Raw genomic sequence first — 17,574 nt, forward strand, 5'->3', positions numbered from 1 at the left:
ATTCATGCCGGATACAGGATATGGTCTTGATAAATAAACCTAGGCTGGAAAAAATCTTTAATTTTAATCTTATTAACCGAAGGGGGATTACATGGAAATCCGACTATCTGTCATATCGAATAGTGATCAAGAAAGATTCTTCAATCTCTTTAATTTATATTTATATGAATTATCCCAGTTTACCGGAGAAGATGTTCGTGAGGACGGAAGCTTCGATCAAGGCAATAACCATCTATACTTGGAGAAGCAAGCGCTTCATCCTTATTTGATTCGGGCCGATGACCGGATCGCCGGATTCGTGCTGGTATGTTCGCCACCCTACACCCCTGAGGGAGCGGAGTTTTCGATTCAGGAATTATTCCTGCTAAAAAAGTTCAGGGGTCTGAACCTGGCGGCGGAGGCGGTAAGCGAAGTATTCAAGATGCATCCGGGAACTTATCATGTGGAACAGCTAGCTAATAATCAACCGGCCGTTCGTTTTTGGAAAAAGCTGTACGCCGACCGGAATATCCAATTTACCGAAGAACGGGACTTGATTGAAATCGACGGGCTTCCGGGGGAACATGAGATATTGTCTCAAACCTTCTCCGTAGCCGGAGTAAGAGTTCAATAATAACTTCTGTGGAAAGGAAGATGTGTATGGGCTGGTTTGAACCTATCAAAATCGTGGATAAATACAATCAAATCATTGAGATCAGAACGGCGGTGGGTGCGGATGCCGAGGTGATCCTAGCTTATAATCGGGCGATCCTTTCATCCGAATCTTCTTACTTGCTCACCGTACCGGAAGAATATGATATGACGGTTGAGATGGAAAGGGAATGGATAGAAGAAACTTTGAACAAAGAACACAGCCTGATTTTGATCGCCGAGGAGCATGGAAAGGTCGTCGGTTTTCTTGATTTCCACAGCGGGAATAAACTGAGGATCTCCCATACCGGATATTTCGGTATGAGTGTTCGCAGCGATTACCAGGGAGGCGGCATCGGAAAAGCCCTGCTGCAGGCGCTCATTGATTGGGCGGAAAAACATCGTCAAATCGAAAAAATTACCCTCGAGGTATTCGCCAATAACAGCAAGGCGATAGAACTATATCGCAAAATGGGGTTTGTGCAGGAGAGCCTGATGCGTAAACAAATCAAACTGCAGGATGGAAAATATGTAGATGTCATTGGCATGGGGCTGCTGCTCAATCCATCCTGAAATGGGATGATCAAGTTTGATGTCAGCGGAAAAATCATCTGATAGGAGGGACAGTATTGAAGATTGCCTTTGTTGTATTTAACGGGCTGACTTTTTTGGACTTGATCGGCTTTTATGATGTTATTTACCGGCTCAATATGTTTGAACAAACAAAGGGTGTGACCTGGGATTTTTGCGGACCTGCGGATGAAGTGACGGATGAATTGGGTTTGACGATCAAAGTAAACAAGGTAAATCCTGATCTGTCCCAGTACGATATGATTTTTGTACCCGGTGGTATGGGAACGAGAACGTTGCGGTTTAACGAAGACTTTGTATCCTGGCTCCGACAAGGAGAAAATTGCCCCTACATCGTATCGGTTTGCACGGGTTCACTGCTGCTCGGAGCGGCGGGATTCCTGGAAGGGAAAAAGGCGACGACGCATCCGAATGCCTATGATTTGCTCGAGCCCTATTGCGGCGAAGTCATCCGGACAAGAATCGTCAAAGATGGAAAGCTCATTACGGCAGGAGGGGTGGCTACCTCGATTGACCTGGCATTGTACATCGTCAAATGGCTTGCTGGCGAAGAAGCGTTACGGCAGGTAAAAGCGTCAATTGACTACCCTTACGACATGGAGGGCGTCATTGAATTCTAAAGAAAAGATTCATTCGGAAGCAGGGTGAAATCGGGATGGAAACGGTCGTTTATTTTGTCAGACATGCGGATTCCGCCTTTGTAGAAGGGCAGGAAAGAGAAAGAGGACTGTCGGAACAAGGTGCCCGGGATGCAAAGATAATCAAGGAGTTGCTGCAAGATGAGCCGTTGGACGTCTTTGTGTCCAGCCCTTATGTGAGATCCGTTGAAACCATTCAGGAGTTGGCGGATTGGAAAGGGAAGCCGATTAAGCAGTTTGAAGATTTAAGAGAACGAAATATCGGGCGGTTTGCTCCTTTGAGTTTTGCCGATGCAAAGCGGAAAGTGTACGAAGAACCTCAGTTTGCTTTTCCCGAGGGAGAATCCAGCTTGGAAGCAGCGGACAGGGCGGTCCAAGCGTTATTGTCCCTGTTGGTGCAATATGAGGGGCTGACCCTGGTGCTGGGAACGCATGGAGATATCATGACTCTCATGTTACAGACCTTTGACCCAAGGTATGGCTTCGAATTTTGGAGGTCGACAACAATGCCGGATATATACCGGGTTCATTTTGACGGCACCGCCTTAAAGCAAGTATCCAGAATAATGGGAGGCGTTTGAAGCATGAGCCAAATCGTTAGGGACTATTACGATAGCCATGCGGAGCAGGAGTGGTACCGGTTGAACGATCCGTACAGTCAGGTGGAATGGCTGTCAACCCTGCGGCTGATGGATAGATACTTACCGGATTCGGGACATATCTGCGATATTGGCTGCGGGCCGGGGCGGTATGCGATCGAGCTGCTGCAACAGGGGTACCAGGTCACCTTATTTGACCTATCCGCAAAGGAGCTTGCCTTAGCGGAGGAACGGATCGGGGAACTCGGACTGCAAGCTGAGGCTTACATATGTGAGGATGCAAGAAATCTGCAGGTTTTGGATGCGGGAATTTACGATGGCGTTCTCCTCTTGGGGCCGTTATATCATGTACAAGATCGACAGGAGCGCATAAACATCATCCGTAACGCCTTCAGAGTGTTGAAACCAGGCGGGATAGCCATGTTTTCCTATCTCAATTCCTGGGGTGCTCTGAAGGCGGGGGTGACGGAATTTAGCGACTCTTACAGAGACCCGGAACATATTTATATGTATTTGCAGGAGCAGGCTCTGGATGAGAATCAGGGGTTTACCGAATGTTACTTTTCGATTCCGGCGCGCGCGTTGGAGGAAATTGAACTAGGCGGTTTTGATGTCGTCTCGTATGCCGGGGCGGAGAGCTTCCTGGCGGGGATGAGAGCCGAAGTAACCCGGCATTACAATGAGGATCGGCAAGTCTACGATCATCTGGTGCAAGCGGCCAGCGAAACGAGCGAAGCCCCCCAATACCGTGATGCCACGGAGCATTTACTGATTATCGCGCAAAAAAAACCGGGATCAGAACAGGAGACGGCATGATGGAGAATACAAACGAAGCTATGAATGAACAAGTACTGGGCAAATATGGCGCTGGTTTTGAGCTGACGGGAAGTCTGTTACAAGATGTCGGCACGTTTTTCAAGCTGCATCAGGATACCGATACTTGGGAACATACCCTAAAAGTGACGAGTCATGCGGTCCGTATTGCCCGGCTTTATGGCGCCGATCCGCAAAAGGCGGAGCAGGCTGCGCTGCTGCATGATGTCAGCAACGTCATCCCTGTGAGTCGAATGCTTGAAACGGCAGAGGAGATCGGCATTAAGATCGAGGATGAAGAACGGACCTACCCTCGGATTCTGCATCAGAAATTGTCGCGGGCAATGGCGGAGCAATTGTTTCATATCTCGGACGAAGAGATTTTGCGGGCCATCGAATGCCACACGACTTTGAAGCCGCATGCCGCTTTGTTTGATAAGGTGGTTTTCATCGCCGATAAAGTGTCCTGGGACTTGCCCGGTGACCATCCTTATTTAAACGAAGTTCGCAGACAGGTTGATGAACACCAGCTCGACAAGGCGGTATTTGCTTATCTGGATCATGTATGGAGCCAACGGGATAAAATGAAGCTCGTCCATTCCTGGCTGATTCAAGCCAGAGAAGAGCTTCTGGAATTAGCGGAAGAAGAAGCCGATCCCGTGAAGCGGTATTTGTTGCGCGTCTATGATCATATGTCGTGGGCCAATCGCGAGATTATTAATCGTCTGCAAGAAGAGCAAAACGTGCCTGAACGGCCGCTTTCGCTCTTTGCTCATATTTTATCGGCCGAAGCGGTCTGGCTGTCCCGTCTGAATGGCTCCGTGCAGACAACGCGGGAGATTTGGCCGTCGGAAGGCTTGAATCTGCAGTATTGCATCGATTTGGCCTTGGTAAACGCGGAGGGCTATCGGCAGTATTTTGCAAACTTGGGGGCGGGCCAGTTAAAAGGTGAGGTTTCCTATCGGAGCAGCAAAGGGGAACCGTTTACGTCAGCTATTCTGGATATTTTAACGCACGTCTCACTCCATGGAAGCTATCATCGGGGACAAATCGCAACCCATTTGAGAATGGAAAATATAACGCCGCCAATGACCGATTACATTCTTTATGCGAGGAATGAAGGATAATCTTCATAGTCACGGAAGGGGAGCGGGTCATGCAACTGAAATGGTTGGAATGGGCCAAGCAGATCCAGGCGATTAGCCAGGCCGGGCTTGCCTATTCAAAAGATATTTATGATCTGGAGCGATTTGAGATGCTGCGGGATTTAAGCGTAGAGATCATGAATCAGTATACAGAGGTAGAGAGTGATAAGATTAAGACGCTCTTTGCCAGCGAGACCGGATATGCGACGCCTAAAGTGGATGTCCGAGGGGTTATTTTTGAGCAGGACAAGATTTTGCTGGTCCGCGAAAAGCTGGATGGAGACTGGGCGCTCCCGGGCGGTTGGGCCGATATCGGACTGTCTCCGAAAGAAGTGGTTGTCAAAGAAGTTAAAGAGGAGGCCGGGCTTGAGGTGCAACCGGTCAGGCTGCTGGGCGTATTGGACAAGAAGTTCCATGATCATCCTCCGGCGGCATCCCATGTATACAAGATGTTCATCCTATGCGAGGTGACGGGCGGAGAGGCGCAAGCCGGGCTGGAGACGCTTCAGGTCGGATATTTCAGCGAGGATGAATTGCCCCCGCTTTCGGCGGAAAGAGTCACGTTGAAGCAGATTCAGTGGCTGTTTCAAACAAGAAATTCGGCTCATGAAGTATGGCTGGATTAGCAGGTAAGCTGCGAATTGTCATAAAGAAAGGTAACAAACACCATGACCTGTAAATTAGTATTGATCGAAGGGCTGCCCGGTGCGGGCAAGTCAACCCATGCGAGATGGGCAAGTGAAATTCTAGCTGAATTTGGGCTGGAGACAAAGCTGTTTCTGGAAGGGAATCTGGAGCATCCGGCGGATTATGACGGCGTCGCCTGCTTCCCCGAAGAGGAGTACCGCCATCTGCTCTCGGAATACAGCAGCTTTGCGCCTATTTTTGAGCAGAATTCGGTCCGGAGAGGACGTCACTTTTTTCTGCCTTACCGTAAGCTGAGAGAAGTCGATGGCGTGGATTTTCCCGAGGAACTTTCCAATTTGATGTTCCGGAATGATATATATGAATTGCCGTTTGAACAAAATGCTGAATGGATCGTGCAGAAATGGTCACAATTTGCGGAAATTGCCGAACGGCAGCAAGCGACCTATATTTTTGAATGCTGTTTTATCCAAAATCCCCTTACCGTAGGGCTGGTCAAGCATAATGTTCCGAAAGAGGCAATTCTCCGGTATGTGAAGCGTCTGGAACAAGCGGTTCAAAAGCTGGATCCTGTAGTCATCTACGTTGATCAAGAGGATGTAGATCGTACTTTCCGGAAGGCGGTGGAGGAACGGCCACGAACATGGTCCGAAGGCTTTATCGAATATTATACCGGGCAGGGCTATGGAAAAAGCTGCGGTTTGACCGGCGTGGATGGCACCATCGAGGTGCTTCGTTGCAAAAGAGAACTGGCGCTCGAAATCGTTGATACTTTGGAAAGCACCACAACGATTTTGAACAATACGGCGTACGATTCGGTAAAGGGAAAGAGGGAACTGGCAGAATTCCTAAGCTCGTCAGTCGTACCGCATCATTTCCGCAAAATTGATTCACTGATGAAGCGACACTTCTTTATGGACATACTGCAACCGTTCGATCCGATTCTGGTGGGCACCTTTCCTATAGATATCCAGGTACAGGGAAGTGATTTGGATATTGCTTGTGAAGTCCATGATTTTGAATGGTTCGAGGACCTTGTGCAGCGAAGCTTCGGTCACATGGACGGGTTCACCATGGTTAGGCGCGAAGTCGGCGGGATTGAAAGATGCAAAGTGAATTTTCGGTGTGAAGGATGGCCGGTGGAATTGTTCGCCCAACCTGTGCCTACCCGGTCGCAAAACGGATACCGCCATATGATGGTGGAGGCTCGGTTGTTGAAGCTGTTCGGGGAAAGTTTTAAGCGGAGTGTTATCGAATTAAAGCAAAACGGAGTCAAAACCGAGCCCGCGTTTGCCCGTTTGCTTAACTTGGATGGCGATCCGTATTCGCAACTGCTGGATTTGGAGACATGGTCCGATGATGCTTTGCTGAACTTGCTGAAGAAATCAAGCGATTGATTTCTCCGTCTGGGTTGGCCGTTATTTTACTTCCGCTCCGGACGGTGTTAGAGTGAAAGAAGGCCGACTTATTACGTCGGAATTTAGTAAAGTGAGGGATTTTTCTTGGGTAATATAGCTAACAATTTAACGGATCTGATCGGAAATACTCCGATGCTGGAGCTCAACAATTTTGGGGAGAAAACGGAAGCAGGAGCCAGACTGGTGGCCAAGCTGGAGTATTTCAATCCGGCGGGCAGCGTCAAGGACCGGATCGGTTTTGCCATGATCAAGGATGCCGAGTCCAAAGGCCTGCTGCATCCGGATTCCATCATCATTGAACCGACCAGCGGCAACACCGGAGTAGGTCTTGCGTTTGCAGCGGCTGCGCTGGGATATCGCCTGATTATTACGCTGCCGGAGAGCTTTACGATTGAACGCAGAAAGCTCCTCTTGGCGTTAGGCGCTGAATTGGTGCTGACACCTGCCGCGGAAGGAATGGGCGGAGCCATTCGCAAAGCGGAAGAATTGGCTGCGGAGACGCCGAATTCGTTCATCCCCCAGCAATTTGAGAACCCGGCCAATCCGGATGTACATAAGGAGACGACCGCGGAAGAAATTTGGAGAGACATGGACGGCAAGGTTGACATTTTCGTGGCCGGCGTCGGAACCGGCGGTACGATTTCCGGGGTCGGCGCGGTTTTGAAGGAACGCAATCCTTCGGTACAAATCGTGGCGGTGGAGCCTCATGAATCGCCTGTTTTGTCGGGAGGAAAACGCGGCGTTCACAAAATCCAAGGCATCGGTGCGGGCTTCGTCCCGAGAAACTTTGACGGCAGTCTTGTGGATGAAATCATGCCGGTGAAGGATGAAGACGCCTTTAGTACATCGCGCCTGCTTGCGAGAACCGAAGGATTGTTGGTCGGGATTTCATCCGGTGCCGCGGCATTTGCAGCACTTCAACTGTCTAAACGGCCGGAGAATGCGGGCAAGAACATCGTTGTGCTGCTGCCGGATACGGCTGAGCGCTACTTGTCTACACCTTTATTCCCGGAAGAATAAAACATGATATGAGTTTTAAAGGCGGCACCTTTTACAGGGTGCCGCCTTTAAATTTATCCCTCGATCAATTTCTTGAGTTTAATTTCCGTTGCCGTTTGAGGTGCCGGCGTATAGATGCTCAGACGTAAATCCGCTTCTCCTTGGACTTGAAGAGAGGATAGATTGAACAGCATTTTCCCGGCTTTGGCATGACGAAACTCAATCATAACCTCGGGAGCGGCACTGACCTCGCTTTGATTCCAGAGCTCCTGGAAATCGGGAAAGGTTGCTGCCATAAGTTCGATGAAATTCGAATACCACGGATCGGCGACATACTGGCCGTAATAGGCCCGGAAGATCGACAGAAATCCTTTGACGAAGTGAGCCCAATTGACGGCGAGACTGCGCAGCTCTTTTTTGCTGAACAACAGGGAAATCAGGTTTCTCTCCGGCTCAGGAATCTGTTCGAAATTTAAGAAAACGTGGGAGGCCGCGGGATTCCAGCCGACGATATGGCAGTGTCGGTCCGAAATCAGGGTCGGACAATATTTCAGCTCTTCTAGGATTTTATGCAGCGAAGGGCTGATTACGGCTTCTTTCTCGCCGCCCAGCTCAGGATGAAATCCGTTGTCGAGCGCCAGATCAAACAAGTATTTCCGCTCATCGCCATTCAGGCGCAACGCTCCTGCAATGGCATCGAGCACCGAAGCGGACACTTTGATATCGCGGCCTTGCTCCAACCAGGTGTACCAAGTTGTGCTGACGCCGGCTAACTGGGCGACCTCTTCACGGCGCAATCCGGGCGTCCGGCGGCGCGAACCCGACGGCAACCCTACGCTGTTCGGGTGGAGCTTGGAGCGTTGGCTTTTTAAGAATTCGGAAAGTGCCTTCAAACGGGGATCGGCTTGCATTGTTCTGCCTCCAGTCCTGCTTGGCTTGAGTTGATTTGGTTGATTTAAGGTTAGGCTGTTATTGTATTATACATTATACTAGGATAACTACAAACTTGTAATAGGATAAGGAAGGGATACAATAGGAACAAAGACGGCTGAACTGGTGACAAGGCCGGATGGAACACAAGGAGATTACAAGGAGGTCTTGTTATGGATAGAGTTGTAGTTACGGGAATGGGTATCGTTTCGCCGCTTGGCAATGAAGTGGAGACGTTTTGGAGCAACCTGAAGGAAGGGAAATCCGGAATATCCTATATTGATTTGTTTGATGCATCGGCTTTCGGGACACGGATTGCGGGGCAGGTTCGGGATTTTGATCCGGAAGCGCTGTTCGGCCGTAAAGAGGCTCGAAAAATGGACCGCTTCGTACAATTTGGTCTATATGCCGCAGAACAGGCGGTAAAGCAAGCCAACCTTGACGTGAACCTGATCGATCGTGAGCGGTTCGGGGTTTATGTCGGGACCGGAATCGGAGGTATTCAGACGTTGACAGATAACATGGAGGCCTATCAAAACCGCGGGCCCGGCCGTGTAAGTCCGAGTCTGGTCCCGATGATGATTTCCAATATGGCGGCCGCGCAAATCAGCATTCGATTCGGAGCGATGGGGCCAACGCTGTCGCCGGTGACTGCTTGCTCGATCGGCAATACCGCGATAGGCGAAGCGTTCCGCTTGATTCGTAGCGGCGATGCGGATGTAATCCTTGCCGGCGGGACGGAGGCGGCGATCCACCCGCTGTCGCTGGCCAGCTTCGGTAACGCCACGGCGTTGTCCAAGCGCGGCGAGCATCCGGAGAAGGCCAGCCGTCCGTTCGATGCGGATCGCGACGGATTTGTCATGGCCGAGGGCGCCGGTATTCTTGTCTTGGAGTCATTGGACCATGCACTTCGCAGAGGGGCTCCCATCTACGCCGAAGTGATCGGATACGGCGCGAGCTCGGACGCCTATCATGTCGTGGCATCGCATCCCGAAGGGGAAGGAGCTTTCCTGGCTATGAAGCGGGCTCTCCAATCGGCAGGGATTACTCCGGCAGAGGTTGACGTGGTGAGCGCGCATGCGACCAGCACCCAGGTAGGGGATCTGGCGGAAACAAAGGCGCTCAAGAAGTTGTTCGGCGAACAGGCCAAAGACATTCCTATAACGGCGAACAAATCGATGACCGGCCACATGTTCGGCGCCGCGGGAGGGGCGGAGGCGATTGCGTTGATTCGGAGCCTGAATGACGGCGTCATTCCGCCTACGATCAATCTGGATCATCCCGATCCGGCTTGCGATCTGGACTACGTTCCGAATCAAGCTCGGGAAGCGGACTTGTCGATCGGCCTGTCCAATTCGTTCGGGTTCGGCGGCCATAACGCAGCAATTCTGCTTGCACGATATCAAGCTTAAGCCCATGGAAACAGGAAGCTAACAATAAAAATAAGACAGCGACGTGGATGGACTCCACGTCAGCTGTCTTTTTCACGTTTACTTATGATCCAACATCTATCGGCGTTAAATGGAAACATTGATCCATGTTGTTTTTCCGGAAAACACTTGGCGTGCATCCGGCCCAGGCCGCAAATTGGCGGCTGAAGCTCTGTACATTTTCATAGCCGATCCGGTAAGCAATTTGCTCGATCGATTCATTGCTGGTAACCAGCATATGCATCGCTTCCTGCTGTTTGAGCACCATGAGATATTCACGGGGTGGCATTCCGAACGCCTGGGTGAAGATTCGGTGACAGTGCCTGCGGCTCATTCCAAAGCGGCGGGAAATATCCTCGAGCCAATCTCCGGTTGAGCTTGATTCATCTTCATCTCTCCGCAGCACCCTTCCTTGGATTTCCCGGGCGATTCTCGTCGGAAGCTCGCTCTGGAAGTCGGTTTCTTGCTTGTCCCGGGCAGCGGCGAAATATTCCTGCATATGCCCCAGTATTGTATAGAGCTCCCGTAGAAGCGGTATCCGCGGACTATTTTCCTGATACAGGGTATTCATGATTCGTCGCATGGAAGGAACGAGGTTATCGTTTAACGGGTGACCCTGCGGATAGTAACTATGGTTGAGTGCGCCGATCAAATGGAGAAATGCCGTATCTTCAAGATCAAGATGGATATGCATCGTAAAAAAAGAGGCGTTGTCCGCCTGCCGCACTTGAAAATCATGCACCTGCATCGGAGATACAATGATAAGATCACCCGCTTGCTGCTCATATTCCTTTGATCCGAGGATCGCCGTTTGGCTTCCGTCCAGCACCAGCAGCATTTCAAGCATCATGTGATGCACATGCCGCCCGCAGATCCAACCTTTTTCCACGTGACGGGTATGAGGCGAGAACAGGCATATTTCTGATCGGAAATGCGGGAACACTTTTTCGGGATAAATCGTGCTCATGTTGACTATCAGCTCCTTTATGTCCGATTTGGTTAAATGTTATGTAATAACGGGGCCGAATATGTTATAGAGAAAGCCGGGCAGGAGCCTTATACTAAACTCTGTCGTTCGACGGGATACACATACATATTACTATCATAAGGGATAAAGCGGGTGAAACCTATGGCAAAAACAGAATCAAATTTGGATTATTCCAAAGCATTTGAAACGGAGCAAGGAACCAGGATCAAACCGTTCAGCCTCCTCACCAGATTGTACAGGGACCATGTGAGCAAAGTGGCCTTATCGGCGCTTTATTATACAATCAAGCATTCGCCGACCTGGGTATTGTCGATCATTACCGCCAATATCATTAACATCGTAAGCTATCCGGATCGTCATTCGATGAGCGAGTTCTGGATCAACCTGGCGGTCATCGTCGTGCTGATCGTGCAGAACATTCCCATGCATACGCTGCACATCAGTTACATCAGCAAAGCAGTCCGGCATGTAGAGGCGGGCCTCCGCAGCACACTCGTTCGCAAAATGCAGCAACTGTCGCTCAGTTATCACGGAGACATGAATGCAGGGCGGCTTCAATCCAAAATACTGCGGGATGTCGAGGCTATCGATTTTCTTTCCCGGCAGATGCTGATGTCCATCATCCCGGCGGCCATCAATTTAATTATTGTGATCGGGCTGACCCTGTACAATAGCTGGATCGTCGCGCTGTTCTTCTTGTTTATGGCGCCGACCTCGATTTTTCTGGTTCGTTTCTTCCGATCCAAAATGGCTCAGCGTAACCGGGATGTCCGCCAGAATATCGAGGAGATGTCCGGTAAAGTATCGGAGACCGTTGAAATGATTCCGGTTACCCGGGCTCACGGGCTGGAGGATGTGGAAATCCGCAAAGTTGATATGGCGCTGCAAAATATCCGGGAACGCGGCCATCAACTCGACGTTGTCGAAGCCTATTTCGGTTCTTCCAGTTGGGTCGTTTTCCAGCTGTTCCAGGTCGGGTGTCTGTTCTTTACCGCCTTCCTGGCTCATCTGGGCTATATGGAAATCGGGGATATCGTGATGTATCAGGGATTTTTTAATATGATTACGGGCTCTGTGAGTTCGATACTGAACGTGTACCCTAACTTGGTCAAGGGATTTGAGTCTCTGCATTCGGTAACGGAAGTGCTGCTGTCTCAAGAGACGGAAGAGTACAAAGGACGGCAGAAGCCCGACCAAATCGCCGGGGCGTATCGCTTCAAGGGCGTTAGCTTCCAGTATAAAGGCTCTGACCGCCATGTGCTCGATGACTTCTCGCTGGATGTGAAGCCGGGCGAAACCGTGGCCTTTGTCGGGGAATCGGGCTCTGGCAAGTCGACGATATTGAATCTGATTATAGGTTTTTATAAACCGCAGTCAGGTACAATTATGATCGACGGCATTCCGATGAGCGACCTCAGCATGACGAGATACCGGCAGTCCTTGGCGATCGTGCTCCAGAACAATATCTTGTTCTCAGGCACCATCCGGGAGAATATTACGTACGGGCTGCCACATATATCCGAGGAAAAGATCCGGGAAGCGATCTGGATGGCCAACCTGCAGGATGTAATCGACGGCCTGCCGGACGGTCTGGAGACCTCGGTCGGTGAGCATGGCGGACGGCTGTCCGGCGGCCAGCGCCAGCGGATCGCCATCGCCCGCGCATTGATCCGCGATCCGCAGATCATCATTCTGGACGAAGCCACGTCCGCGCTCGATAATTTGTCGGAGCGCCATGTCCAGCAGGCGATGGAGCAGCTCATGCGGGGCAGAACGACGTTCATCGTCGCTCACCGTTTGTCGACCGTCAAGAACGCCGACCGGATCGTCGTCATGAAGAAAGGAAAAGTGGTGGAATCCGGCACGTATGATGAGCTATTAGCCTTGAAAGGCGAATTCTATAAACTGAAAAACTTATAAGCATTTCGATGTTCTGATATTGGATTGAAGTTTTAATATTTCCGGCAACTTTCCAGACCTTGGAAGCGTCTTTGATTTTGAATAGAGCCAATATAGATCTAAACAGGGGGCGATTCAAATGAAAAGATGGGGAATTCGTGCAATTGTTTTAACTATGGTGTTAGCTTTATTGCTCGGCGGGTGCGGCAGCGCCGACAGGTCCAACAGCAATGATGCTGGGGCTTATGAAAGCTCGACGACCAGCACTTCGAATCAGGCTGCGTCCGACTCCAAGGAGAGTCTGACGTCCGAAAGTCCGGCCGCCGATACGGGAGGAAATGTCCCGTCCGGAGAGACGGCGGCCGAATCGGAGCGCGCATCATCCGGTTTTCAGGGGACGGATTCGGCAGCCGGCCTGAATAAAAAACTGATTTACCGGGCTAATGTAGTGATGGAAGTCAAGGACTACGGGAAGACGCAGTCGGAAATCCGCAATCTGATTACGCTGGCCGGCGGATACATTGTGGAATTTTCGGAAAATCAATCCCAGCATGAGCGGGGCGGCAATTTTGTAATCAAGGTTCCGTCATCGGGATTTTCTTCTTTTCTGGACCGGTTGGAGCAGTTGAAACCGGAATCCTTGCAGCAGGGCATCCAGGGACAGGACGTTTCCGAAGAATATGTGGATTTGGAATCACGGCTTAAAGTAAAACAGGCCATGGAGGCAAGGTACCTCAAATTCGTGGAAGAGGCCACAAAAACGGCCCAACTGGTCGAATTCGTCAACGAACTGGAACGGATTCAGACGGAAATCGAGCAGATTAAAGGGAGAATGCGTTATATTGATAACAATGTTTCCTTCTCTACTATTGAAATCCGTTTGTATCAACCAATGGAGAAATCGATTATTAAACAGGACGAAGATAAAGAGCCTCTCTTCAAACGGGCTCAAAATGCTTTAAACGGAAGCATCGACGCCATCTCGGTTGTTCTTCAATGGCTTGTAGTCGTATTGTCCGGTGCTCTGCCATTATTGTTGATGGCCGCGCTGATTCTGGCCATCGTCTGGCCGATACGGAGAAGAAACCGGAGTCGCCGCAACCGCGCAAACTGGACCTCGGGACAATCGATAGATAGAACCCCTTCTCTGCCTGGAGATACTGAAAGCAGAGAATCAACGGTTTCGTCACCGGAAACCACCGAAGAAGAGGATGGGCAGGAACCGAAGTGATGAAACGGAACGAAAGGGCATCCTTTCGTTCCGTTTTTTTCATTTGTATTAATTTGTGCTTTATTGAAAAATGATAGAATATAGAATGTCGGAATTTATCGAAGGAAAGATTGTTTGAAATAATATGATATATTTCTCATATTCGTTAGTTGACAAGCTTTTTTTTTTGAAATATATTGAAACCATCATAGGAATGATTAATCTACATAATTCGGATTAACTAGAGCTTGGGACCTTTTAACTAGAAATTGAATATTTGGCACACTAATCGAAAGATTAGGTCGCAAAGCCTTGGAGTCTAACAATCTTTGGGATTAATGACCGTCCGGCTGCATAACAATGAATTAATCATTGTCTGTGTAGCCGGTTTTTTTATTTTCCTATGTTCTCAGCGGTTCCAATCCGTGAGAAATAGATGCTCCACAGTAAGGAGGGTAGAAACTAGTGTCTGAAAGGGAGGAATTCCATGAAAAATTGAGGAGGAACCTATGAAACGCGGGTTAAAGATTGTAGTATCTTGGTTATGTTTGTTTTCACTTTTAATTAGTCCTTTGACAGCTTCTGGAGCAGGGACGACTTCGGGCGATCCGGTCTGGCCTAATCCCGGTGCAATTCAATTAAGCAAAACGGCAGAACCTACAGGCAAGTCGGGCGAGTGGAAAATTACGCTCAAAGCCGAGGGGAAAAATATCAAATCGAGCTCTGATGTAGTGCTTGTAATTGATAAGTCCGGGAGTATGGATGACCGAGATTGGTGGTGGGAAACTGACTACAAATTGGCTGACGCAAGAACGGCTGCGAAGAAATTCGTGGACAATTTGCTGTTAAACGGGTCATCGACTAGAATTGCCGTTGTTTCCTTTAATAAGTCAGCCACAAATGTCTCTGACTTTAAAGGCCCTAGTCAAAAGGATGCCCTTAAGACTTCCATTGACAATATCAGTGCGAGTGGCGGTACCAATATTCAAGCAGGTTTGAAAAATGCCCGCGATCTTTTGGCGAACAGCTCCGCTCAGAATAAAGTAATCGTCGTATTAAGTGACGGAGAGCCAACCTACAGTTTCAAGGGAACACAGGCCAAAAGTTCCAGTTGGCAAAATAACAGCTATAGTTTTGCCATTACGAAATTTGATTATGGAACTACGCTTGGAACTGGTGGAGATTATGATCTTTCCAAATCTTCACGGTATGAAATTAACAATTTCTCCGTAAAAGATAACGGTATCGGAACAATTTCGGAGGCGAAGCTCGCTAAAGATGCAGGCCTCAAGATTTTTTCGGTCGGGCTCGACGTTTCCAAAAACAGCAATGCGATCAAAGTTCTGAAGGATGTTCAGAATGAAGGTTATTTTTCTGCCAACAGCGATGAGCTGAACACCATTTTCCGCGAAATGGCCGGGAAAATCTCTTATGCGGCACAAGGCGCAAAAGTAATTGATCCGATGGGAGATATGTTCAACCTCAAACTGCAGGGAGCTCAAATTAGTCCAGCAGATTACACAGTATCGCAAGGGACTGTAACTTGGGACGCCGCTACTGAAAAATTCAATTGGAATGTCGGCAATATTGCCGAGGGCGAACCAGCAACATTCACTTACACAGTGGTCATGGACCAATCCAAAAACCCGGTTTCTAATACCCTCTATCCTACGAACGGTAAGACTACCATGGAATATACGGACGTAAATAACCAAAAAGTTTCGAAGGATTTTGAGGTGCCGAAAGTAAGCATCGGTAATGGTTCCATCCTCATGAAGGGCTATAAAGTCAATGCGAACGGCAAGCCGATCAATGCCGAAGGCGTTGAAGTCGAGGCACCGGAATTCGCAGAAGCACTATATAGCGAGTATTACAAGGATCAAAACGGTAAGGAAGCTTTCCCTATGGGATCAACTCATTCTGTACCTGCCAAAACGGTTGCAGGATACCAGTTGAAAGTAGGAGAAAGTCCTAGGAATGTAACTCTGACAGTTACTAATCCTTCACCAGTCATTTGGTTCGGTTATACGGCAGCAGTAGAACAAACCGTAACCGTAAAATATCTGGAAAAGGATTCAGGCAAACAACTGAAGGACCCTACTTTCCAAAAGGGCTTCTCTGGTTCGAAAGTTGAACTGAAGGCTTTGCTCGTGGACGGCTATAGTGTAGTGGCGCCTGATAAACTGGAATATACGTTTACTTCTGAACCAAATCAAGTGCACACGTTCTTCTACACCGCCAACGAACAAAACGTAACGGTGAAGTACTTGAAGAAAGGTACGACGGATGAAGTTGCTCCAAGCACGACAGTGAAAGGCCTGACTGGCGAAACGATCGAACTGACAGCGGCGAACGCTCCGGGCTACACCCCAGAGAAAGCTACTGACAGTTACACGATTAAAGCCGAAGGCAACAACGAGTACATCTTCTACTACACCGCCAGCGAACAAAACGTAACGGTGAAGTACCTGAAGAAAGGTACGACGGATGAAGTGGCTCCGAGCACGATAGTGAAAGGCCTGACGGGTCAAACGATCGAACTGACAGCGGCGAACGCTCCGGGCTACACCCCAGAGAAAGCTACTGACAACTACACGATTAAAGCCGAGGGCACTAACGAGTATATCTTCTACTACACCGCCAGCGAACAAAGCGTAACGGTGAAGTACCTGAAGAAAGGTACGACGGATGAAGTTGCTCCAAGCACGACAGTGAAAGGCCTGACGGGTCAAACGATCGAACTGACAGCGGCGAACGCTTTGGGCTACACCCCGGAGAAAGCTACTGACAACTACACGATTAAAGCTGAAGGCACTAACGAGTATATCTTCTACTACACCGCTAAAGAACAAAACGTAACGGTGAAGTACCTGAAAAAAGGTACGACGGATGAAGTGGCTCCGAGCACGACAGTGAAAGGCCTGACCGGCGAAACGATCGAGCTGACAGCGGCGAACGCTCCGGGTTACACCCCTGAGAAAGCTACTGCCAGTTACACGATTAAAGCCGAAGGCAACAACGAGTACATCTTCTACTACACCGCCAGCGAACAAAACGTAGAAGTGAAGTACCTGGAGCAAGGCACGAATAAAGTTCTTGCCGAACCGACAACGGCTAATGGCGTAACCGGTCAAACGATCGAGCTGAAGGCGAAGGACATCGCAGGTTATACGGCGGTGGAACCGACTCACAGCTACAAGTTGGACGTTGAAAATGCAGCGCATGTGTTCTACTACACCGCAAACACGCAAAGTGTGAGCGTGAAGTATGTAGATCGCGAAACAGGTAAGGAAATTGCCGAAGCGACAAGCGTGAATGGGGTCACCGGTGATACGGTAACTCTCGAGGCGAAGGACGTAGCGGGTTACACCCCGGAAAAAGCGACCGACAGCTACACGTTGAAAGCGGAAGGCAACGAATATACCTTCTACTACACGGCTAACGCGCAAAGCGTAGAAGTGCAGTATCTCGAGCAAGGCACGAATAAAGTTCTTGCCGAACCGACAACGGCCAATGGCGTAACCGGTCAAACGATCGAGCTGAAGGCGAAGGACATCGCAGGTTATACGGCGGTGGAACCGACTCACAGCTACAAGTTGGACGTTGAAAATGCAGCGCATGTGTTCTACTACACCGCAA

15 protein-coding genes and 1 riboswitch are annotated in these 17,574 nt (G+C 49.5%); of the genes, 13 read left to right on the forward strand and 2 right to left on the reverse strand.

From position 1 onward, the window contains the following. Positions 1-91 precede the first annotated feature (91 nt). From KB559_RS08330 to cysK, 9 genes are all read left to right on the forward strand, one after another. Positions 92-613 carry a GNAT family N-acetyltransferase gene (locus tag KB559_RS08330; RefSeq protein WP_211021257.1) on the forward strand — a complete coding sequence of 174 codons (522 nt, stop codon included), beginning with the start codon at positions 92-94 and terminating at the stop codon, positions 611-613. A 26-nt stretch (positions 614-639) separates the two neighbouring features. Beyond that, on the forward strand, positions 640-1,203 hold the full coding sequence (locus KB559_RS08335; RefSeq protein WP_211021258.1) for a GNAT family N-acetyltransferase: 564 nt from the start codon (positions 640-642) through the stop codon (positions 1,201-1,203). A gap of 56 nt (positions 1,204-1,259) precedes the next feature. Next, on the forward strand, positions 1,260-1,841 hold the full coding sequence (locus KB559_RS08340) for a DJ-1/PfpI family protein (protein WP_211021259.1): 582 nt from the start codon (positions 1,260-1,262) through the stop codon (positions 1,839-1,841). 35 nt (positions 1,842-1,876) lie between these two features. Then, positions 1,877-2,440 (forward strand): histidine phosphatase family protein, encoded by a 564-nt coding sequence (locus KB559_RS08345; protein ID WP_211021260.1) that lies wholly within the window; start codon positions 1,877-1,879, stop codon positions 2,438-2,440. A 3-nt stretch (positions 2,441-2,443) separates the two neighbouring features. Further along, on the forward strand, positions 2,444-3,274 hold the full coding sequence (locus KB559_RS08350) for a class I SAM-dependent methyltransferase (RefSeq protein WP_211021261.1): 831 nt from the start codon (positions 2,444-2,446) through the stop codon (positions 3,272-3,274). Next, positions 3,274-4,398, forward strand: coding sequence for a bis(5'-nucleosyl)-tetraphosphatase (symmetrical) YqeK (gene yqeK / locus KB559_RS08355; RefSeq protein ID WP_211021262.1), 1,125 nt, complete (start codon positions 3,274-3,276; stop codon positions 4,396-4,398). The genes KB559_RS08350 and yqeK overlap by 1 nt, the downstream gene beginning before the upstream one ends. Before the next feature lie 29 nt (positions 4,399-4,427). Further along, positions 4,428-5,042 (forward strand): NUDIX hydrolase, encoded by a 615-nt coding sequence (locus tag KB559_RS08360; RefSeq protein ID WP_211021263.1) that lies wholly within the window; start codon positions 4,428-4,430, stop codon positions 5,040-5,042. A 42-nt stretch (positions 5,043-5,084) separates the two neighbouring features. Next, complete coding sequence (locus tag KB559_RS08365; protein ID WP_211021264.1) at positions 5,085-6,458, forward strand: DUF4269 domain-containing protein; 1,374 nt, start codon at positions 5,085-5,087, stop codon at positions 6,456-6,458. Between the two features lie 105 nt (positions 6,459-6,563). Further along, positions 6,564-7,499 (forward strand): cysteine synthase A, encoded by a 936-nt coding sequence (cysK, locus tag KB559_RS08370; protein WP_211021265.1) that lies wholly within the window; start codon positions 6,564-6,566, stop codon positions 7,497-7,499. Between the two features lie 53 nt (positions 7,500-7,552). On the opposite strand, the gene KB559_RS08375 is transcribed toward cysK, so the two are convergent. Then, a complete protein-coding gene (locus KB559_RS08375; RefSeq protein ID WP_211021266.1) occupies positions 7,553-8,389 on the reverse strand; it encodes a helix-turn-helix transcriptional regulator in 837 nt (278 codons plus the stop codon). A 192-nt stretch (positions 8,390-8,581) separates the two neighbouring features. On the opposite strand from KB559_RS08375, the gene fabF reads away from it, so the two are divergent. Then, positions 8,582-9,820 carry a beta-ketoacyl-ACP synthase II gene (gene fabF / locus KB559_RS08380; protein WP_211021267.1) on the forward strand — a complete coding sequence of 413 codons (1,239 nt, stop codon included), beginning with the start codon at positions 8,582-8,584 and terminating at the stop codon, positions 9,818-9,820. Positions 9,821-9,902: 82 nt separating this feature from the next. On the opposite strand, the gene KB559_RS08385 is transcribed toward fabF, so the two are convergent. After that, positions 9,903-10,805: an AraC family transcriptional regulator gene (locus KB559_RS08385; RefSeq protein WP_211021268.1), complete on the reverse strand. Its 903-nt coding sequence runs from the start codon at positions 10,803-10,805 to the stop codon at positions 9,903-9,905. A gap of 162 nt (positions 10,806-10,967) precedes the next feature. Between KB559_RS08385 and KB559_RS08390 the strand changes: the two genes are divergently transcribed. From KB559_RS08390 to KB559_RS08400, 3 genes are all read left to right on the forward strand, one after another. Next, a complete protein-coding gene (locus KB559_RS08390) occupies positions 10,968-12,746 on the forward strand; it encodes an ABC transporter ATP-binding protein (RefSeq protein WP_211021269.1) in 1,779 nt (592 codons plus the stop codon). Between the two features lie 118 nt (positions 12,747-12,864). Beyond that, positions 12,865-13,956, forward strand: coding sequence for a DUF4349 domain-containing protein (locus tag KB559_RS08395; protein ID WP_211021270.1), 1,092 nt, complete (start codon positions 12,865-12,867; stop codon positions 13,954-13,956). A gap of 248 nt (positions 13,957-14,204) precedes the next feature. Continuing rightward, a riboswitch (cyclic di-GMP riboswitch) is annotated at positions 14,205-14,293 on the forward strand. 151 nt (positions 14,294-14,444) lie between these two features. After that, positions 14,445-17,574, forward strand: a 3,130-nt coding sequence (locus KB559_RS08400) for a MucBP domain-containing protein (protein ID WP_211021271.1), incomplete at its 3' end; no start/stop codon positions are given.

It is taken from the genome of Paenibacillus sp. Marseille-P2973 (assembly GCF_018101095.1).
GTDB classification, from domain to species: domain Bacteria; phylum Bacillota; class Bacilli; order Paenibacillales; family Paenibacillaceae; genus Fontibacillus; species Fontibacillus vini.

What these genes read in the sequence shown, in the direction of transcription:
- KB559_RS08335 (WP_211021258.1), top strand. Translation starts at nt 640, where the DNA reads ATGGGCTGGTTTGAACCTATCAAAATCGTGGATAAATACAATCAAATC.
- KB559_RS08395 (WP_211021270.1), top strand. Translation starts at nt 12,865, where the DNA reads ATGAAAAGATGGGGAATTCGTGCAATTGTTTTAACTATGGTGTTAGCT.
- KB559_RS08390 (WP_211021269.1), top strand. Translation starts at nt 10,968, where the DNA reads ATGGCAAAAACAGAATCAAATTTGGATTATTCCAAAGCATTTGAAACG.
- fabF (WP_211021267.1), top strand. Translation starts at nt 8,582, where the DNA reads ATGGATAGAGTTGTAGTTACGGGAATGGGTATCGTTTCGCCGCTTGGC.
- KB559_RS08365 (WP_211021264.1), top strand. Translation starts at nt 5,085, where the DNA reads ATGACCTGTAAATTAGTATTGATCGAAGGGCTGCCCGGTGCGGGCAAG.
- KB559_RS08350 (WP_211021261.1), top strand. Translation starts at nt 2,444, where the DNA reads ATGAGCCAAATCGTTAGGGACTATTACGATAGCCATGCGGAGCAGGAG.
- KB559_RS08375 (WP_211021266.1), bottom strand. Translation starts at nt 8,389, where the DNA reads ATGCAAGCCGATCCCCGTTTGAAGGCACTTTCCGAATTCTTAAAAAGC.
- yqeK (WP_211021262.1), top strand. Translation starts at nt 3,274, where the DNA reads ATGGAGAATACAAACGAAGCTATGAATGAACAAGTACTGGGCAAATAT.
- KB559_RS08345 (WP_211021260.1), top strand. Translation starts at nt 1,877, where the DNA reads ATGGAAACGGTCGTTTATTTTGTCAGACATGCGGATTCCGCCTTTGTA.
- KB559_RS08330 (WP_211021257.1), top strand. Translation starts at nt 92, where the DNA reads ATGGAAATCCGACTATCTGTCATATCGAATAGTGATCAAGAAAGATTC.
- KB559_RS08360 (WP_211021263.1), top strand. Translation starts at nt 4,428, where the DNA reads ATGCAACTGAAATGGTTGGAATGGGCCAAGCAGATCCAGGCGATTAGC.
- KB559_RS08385 (WP_211021268.1), bottom strand. Translation starts at nt 10,805, where the DNA reads ATGAGCACGATTTATCCCGAAAAAGTGTTCCCGCATTTCCGATCAGAA.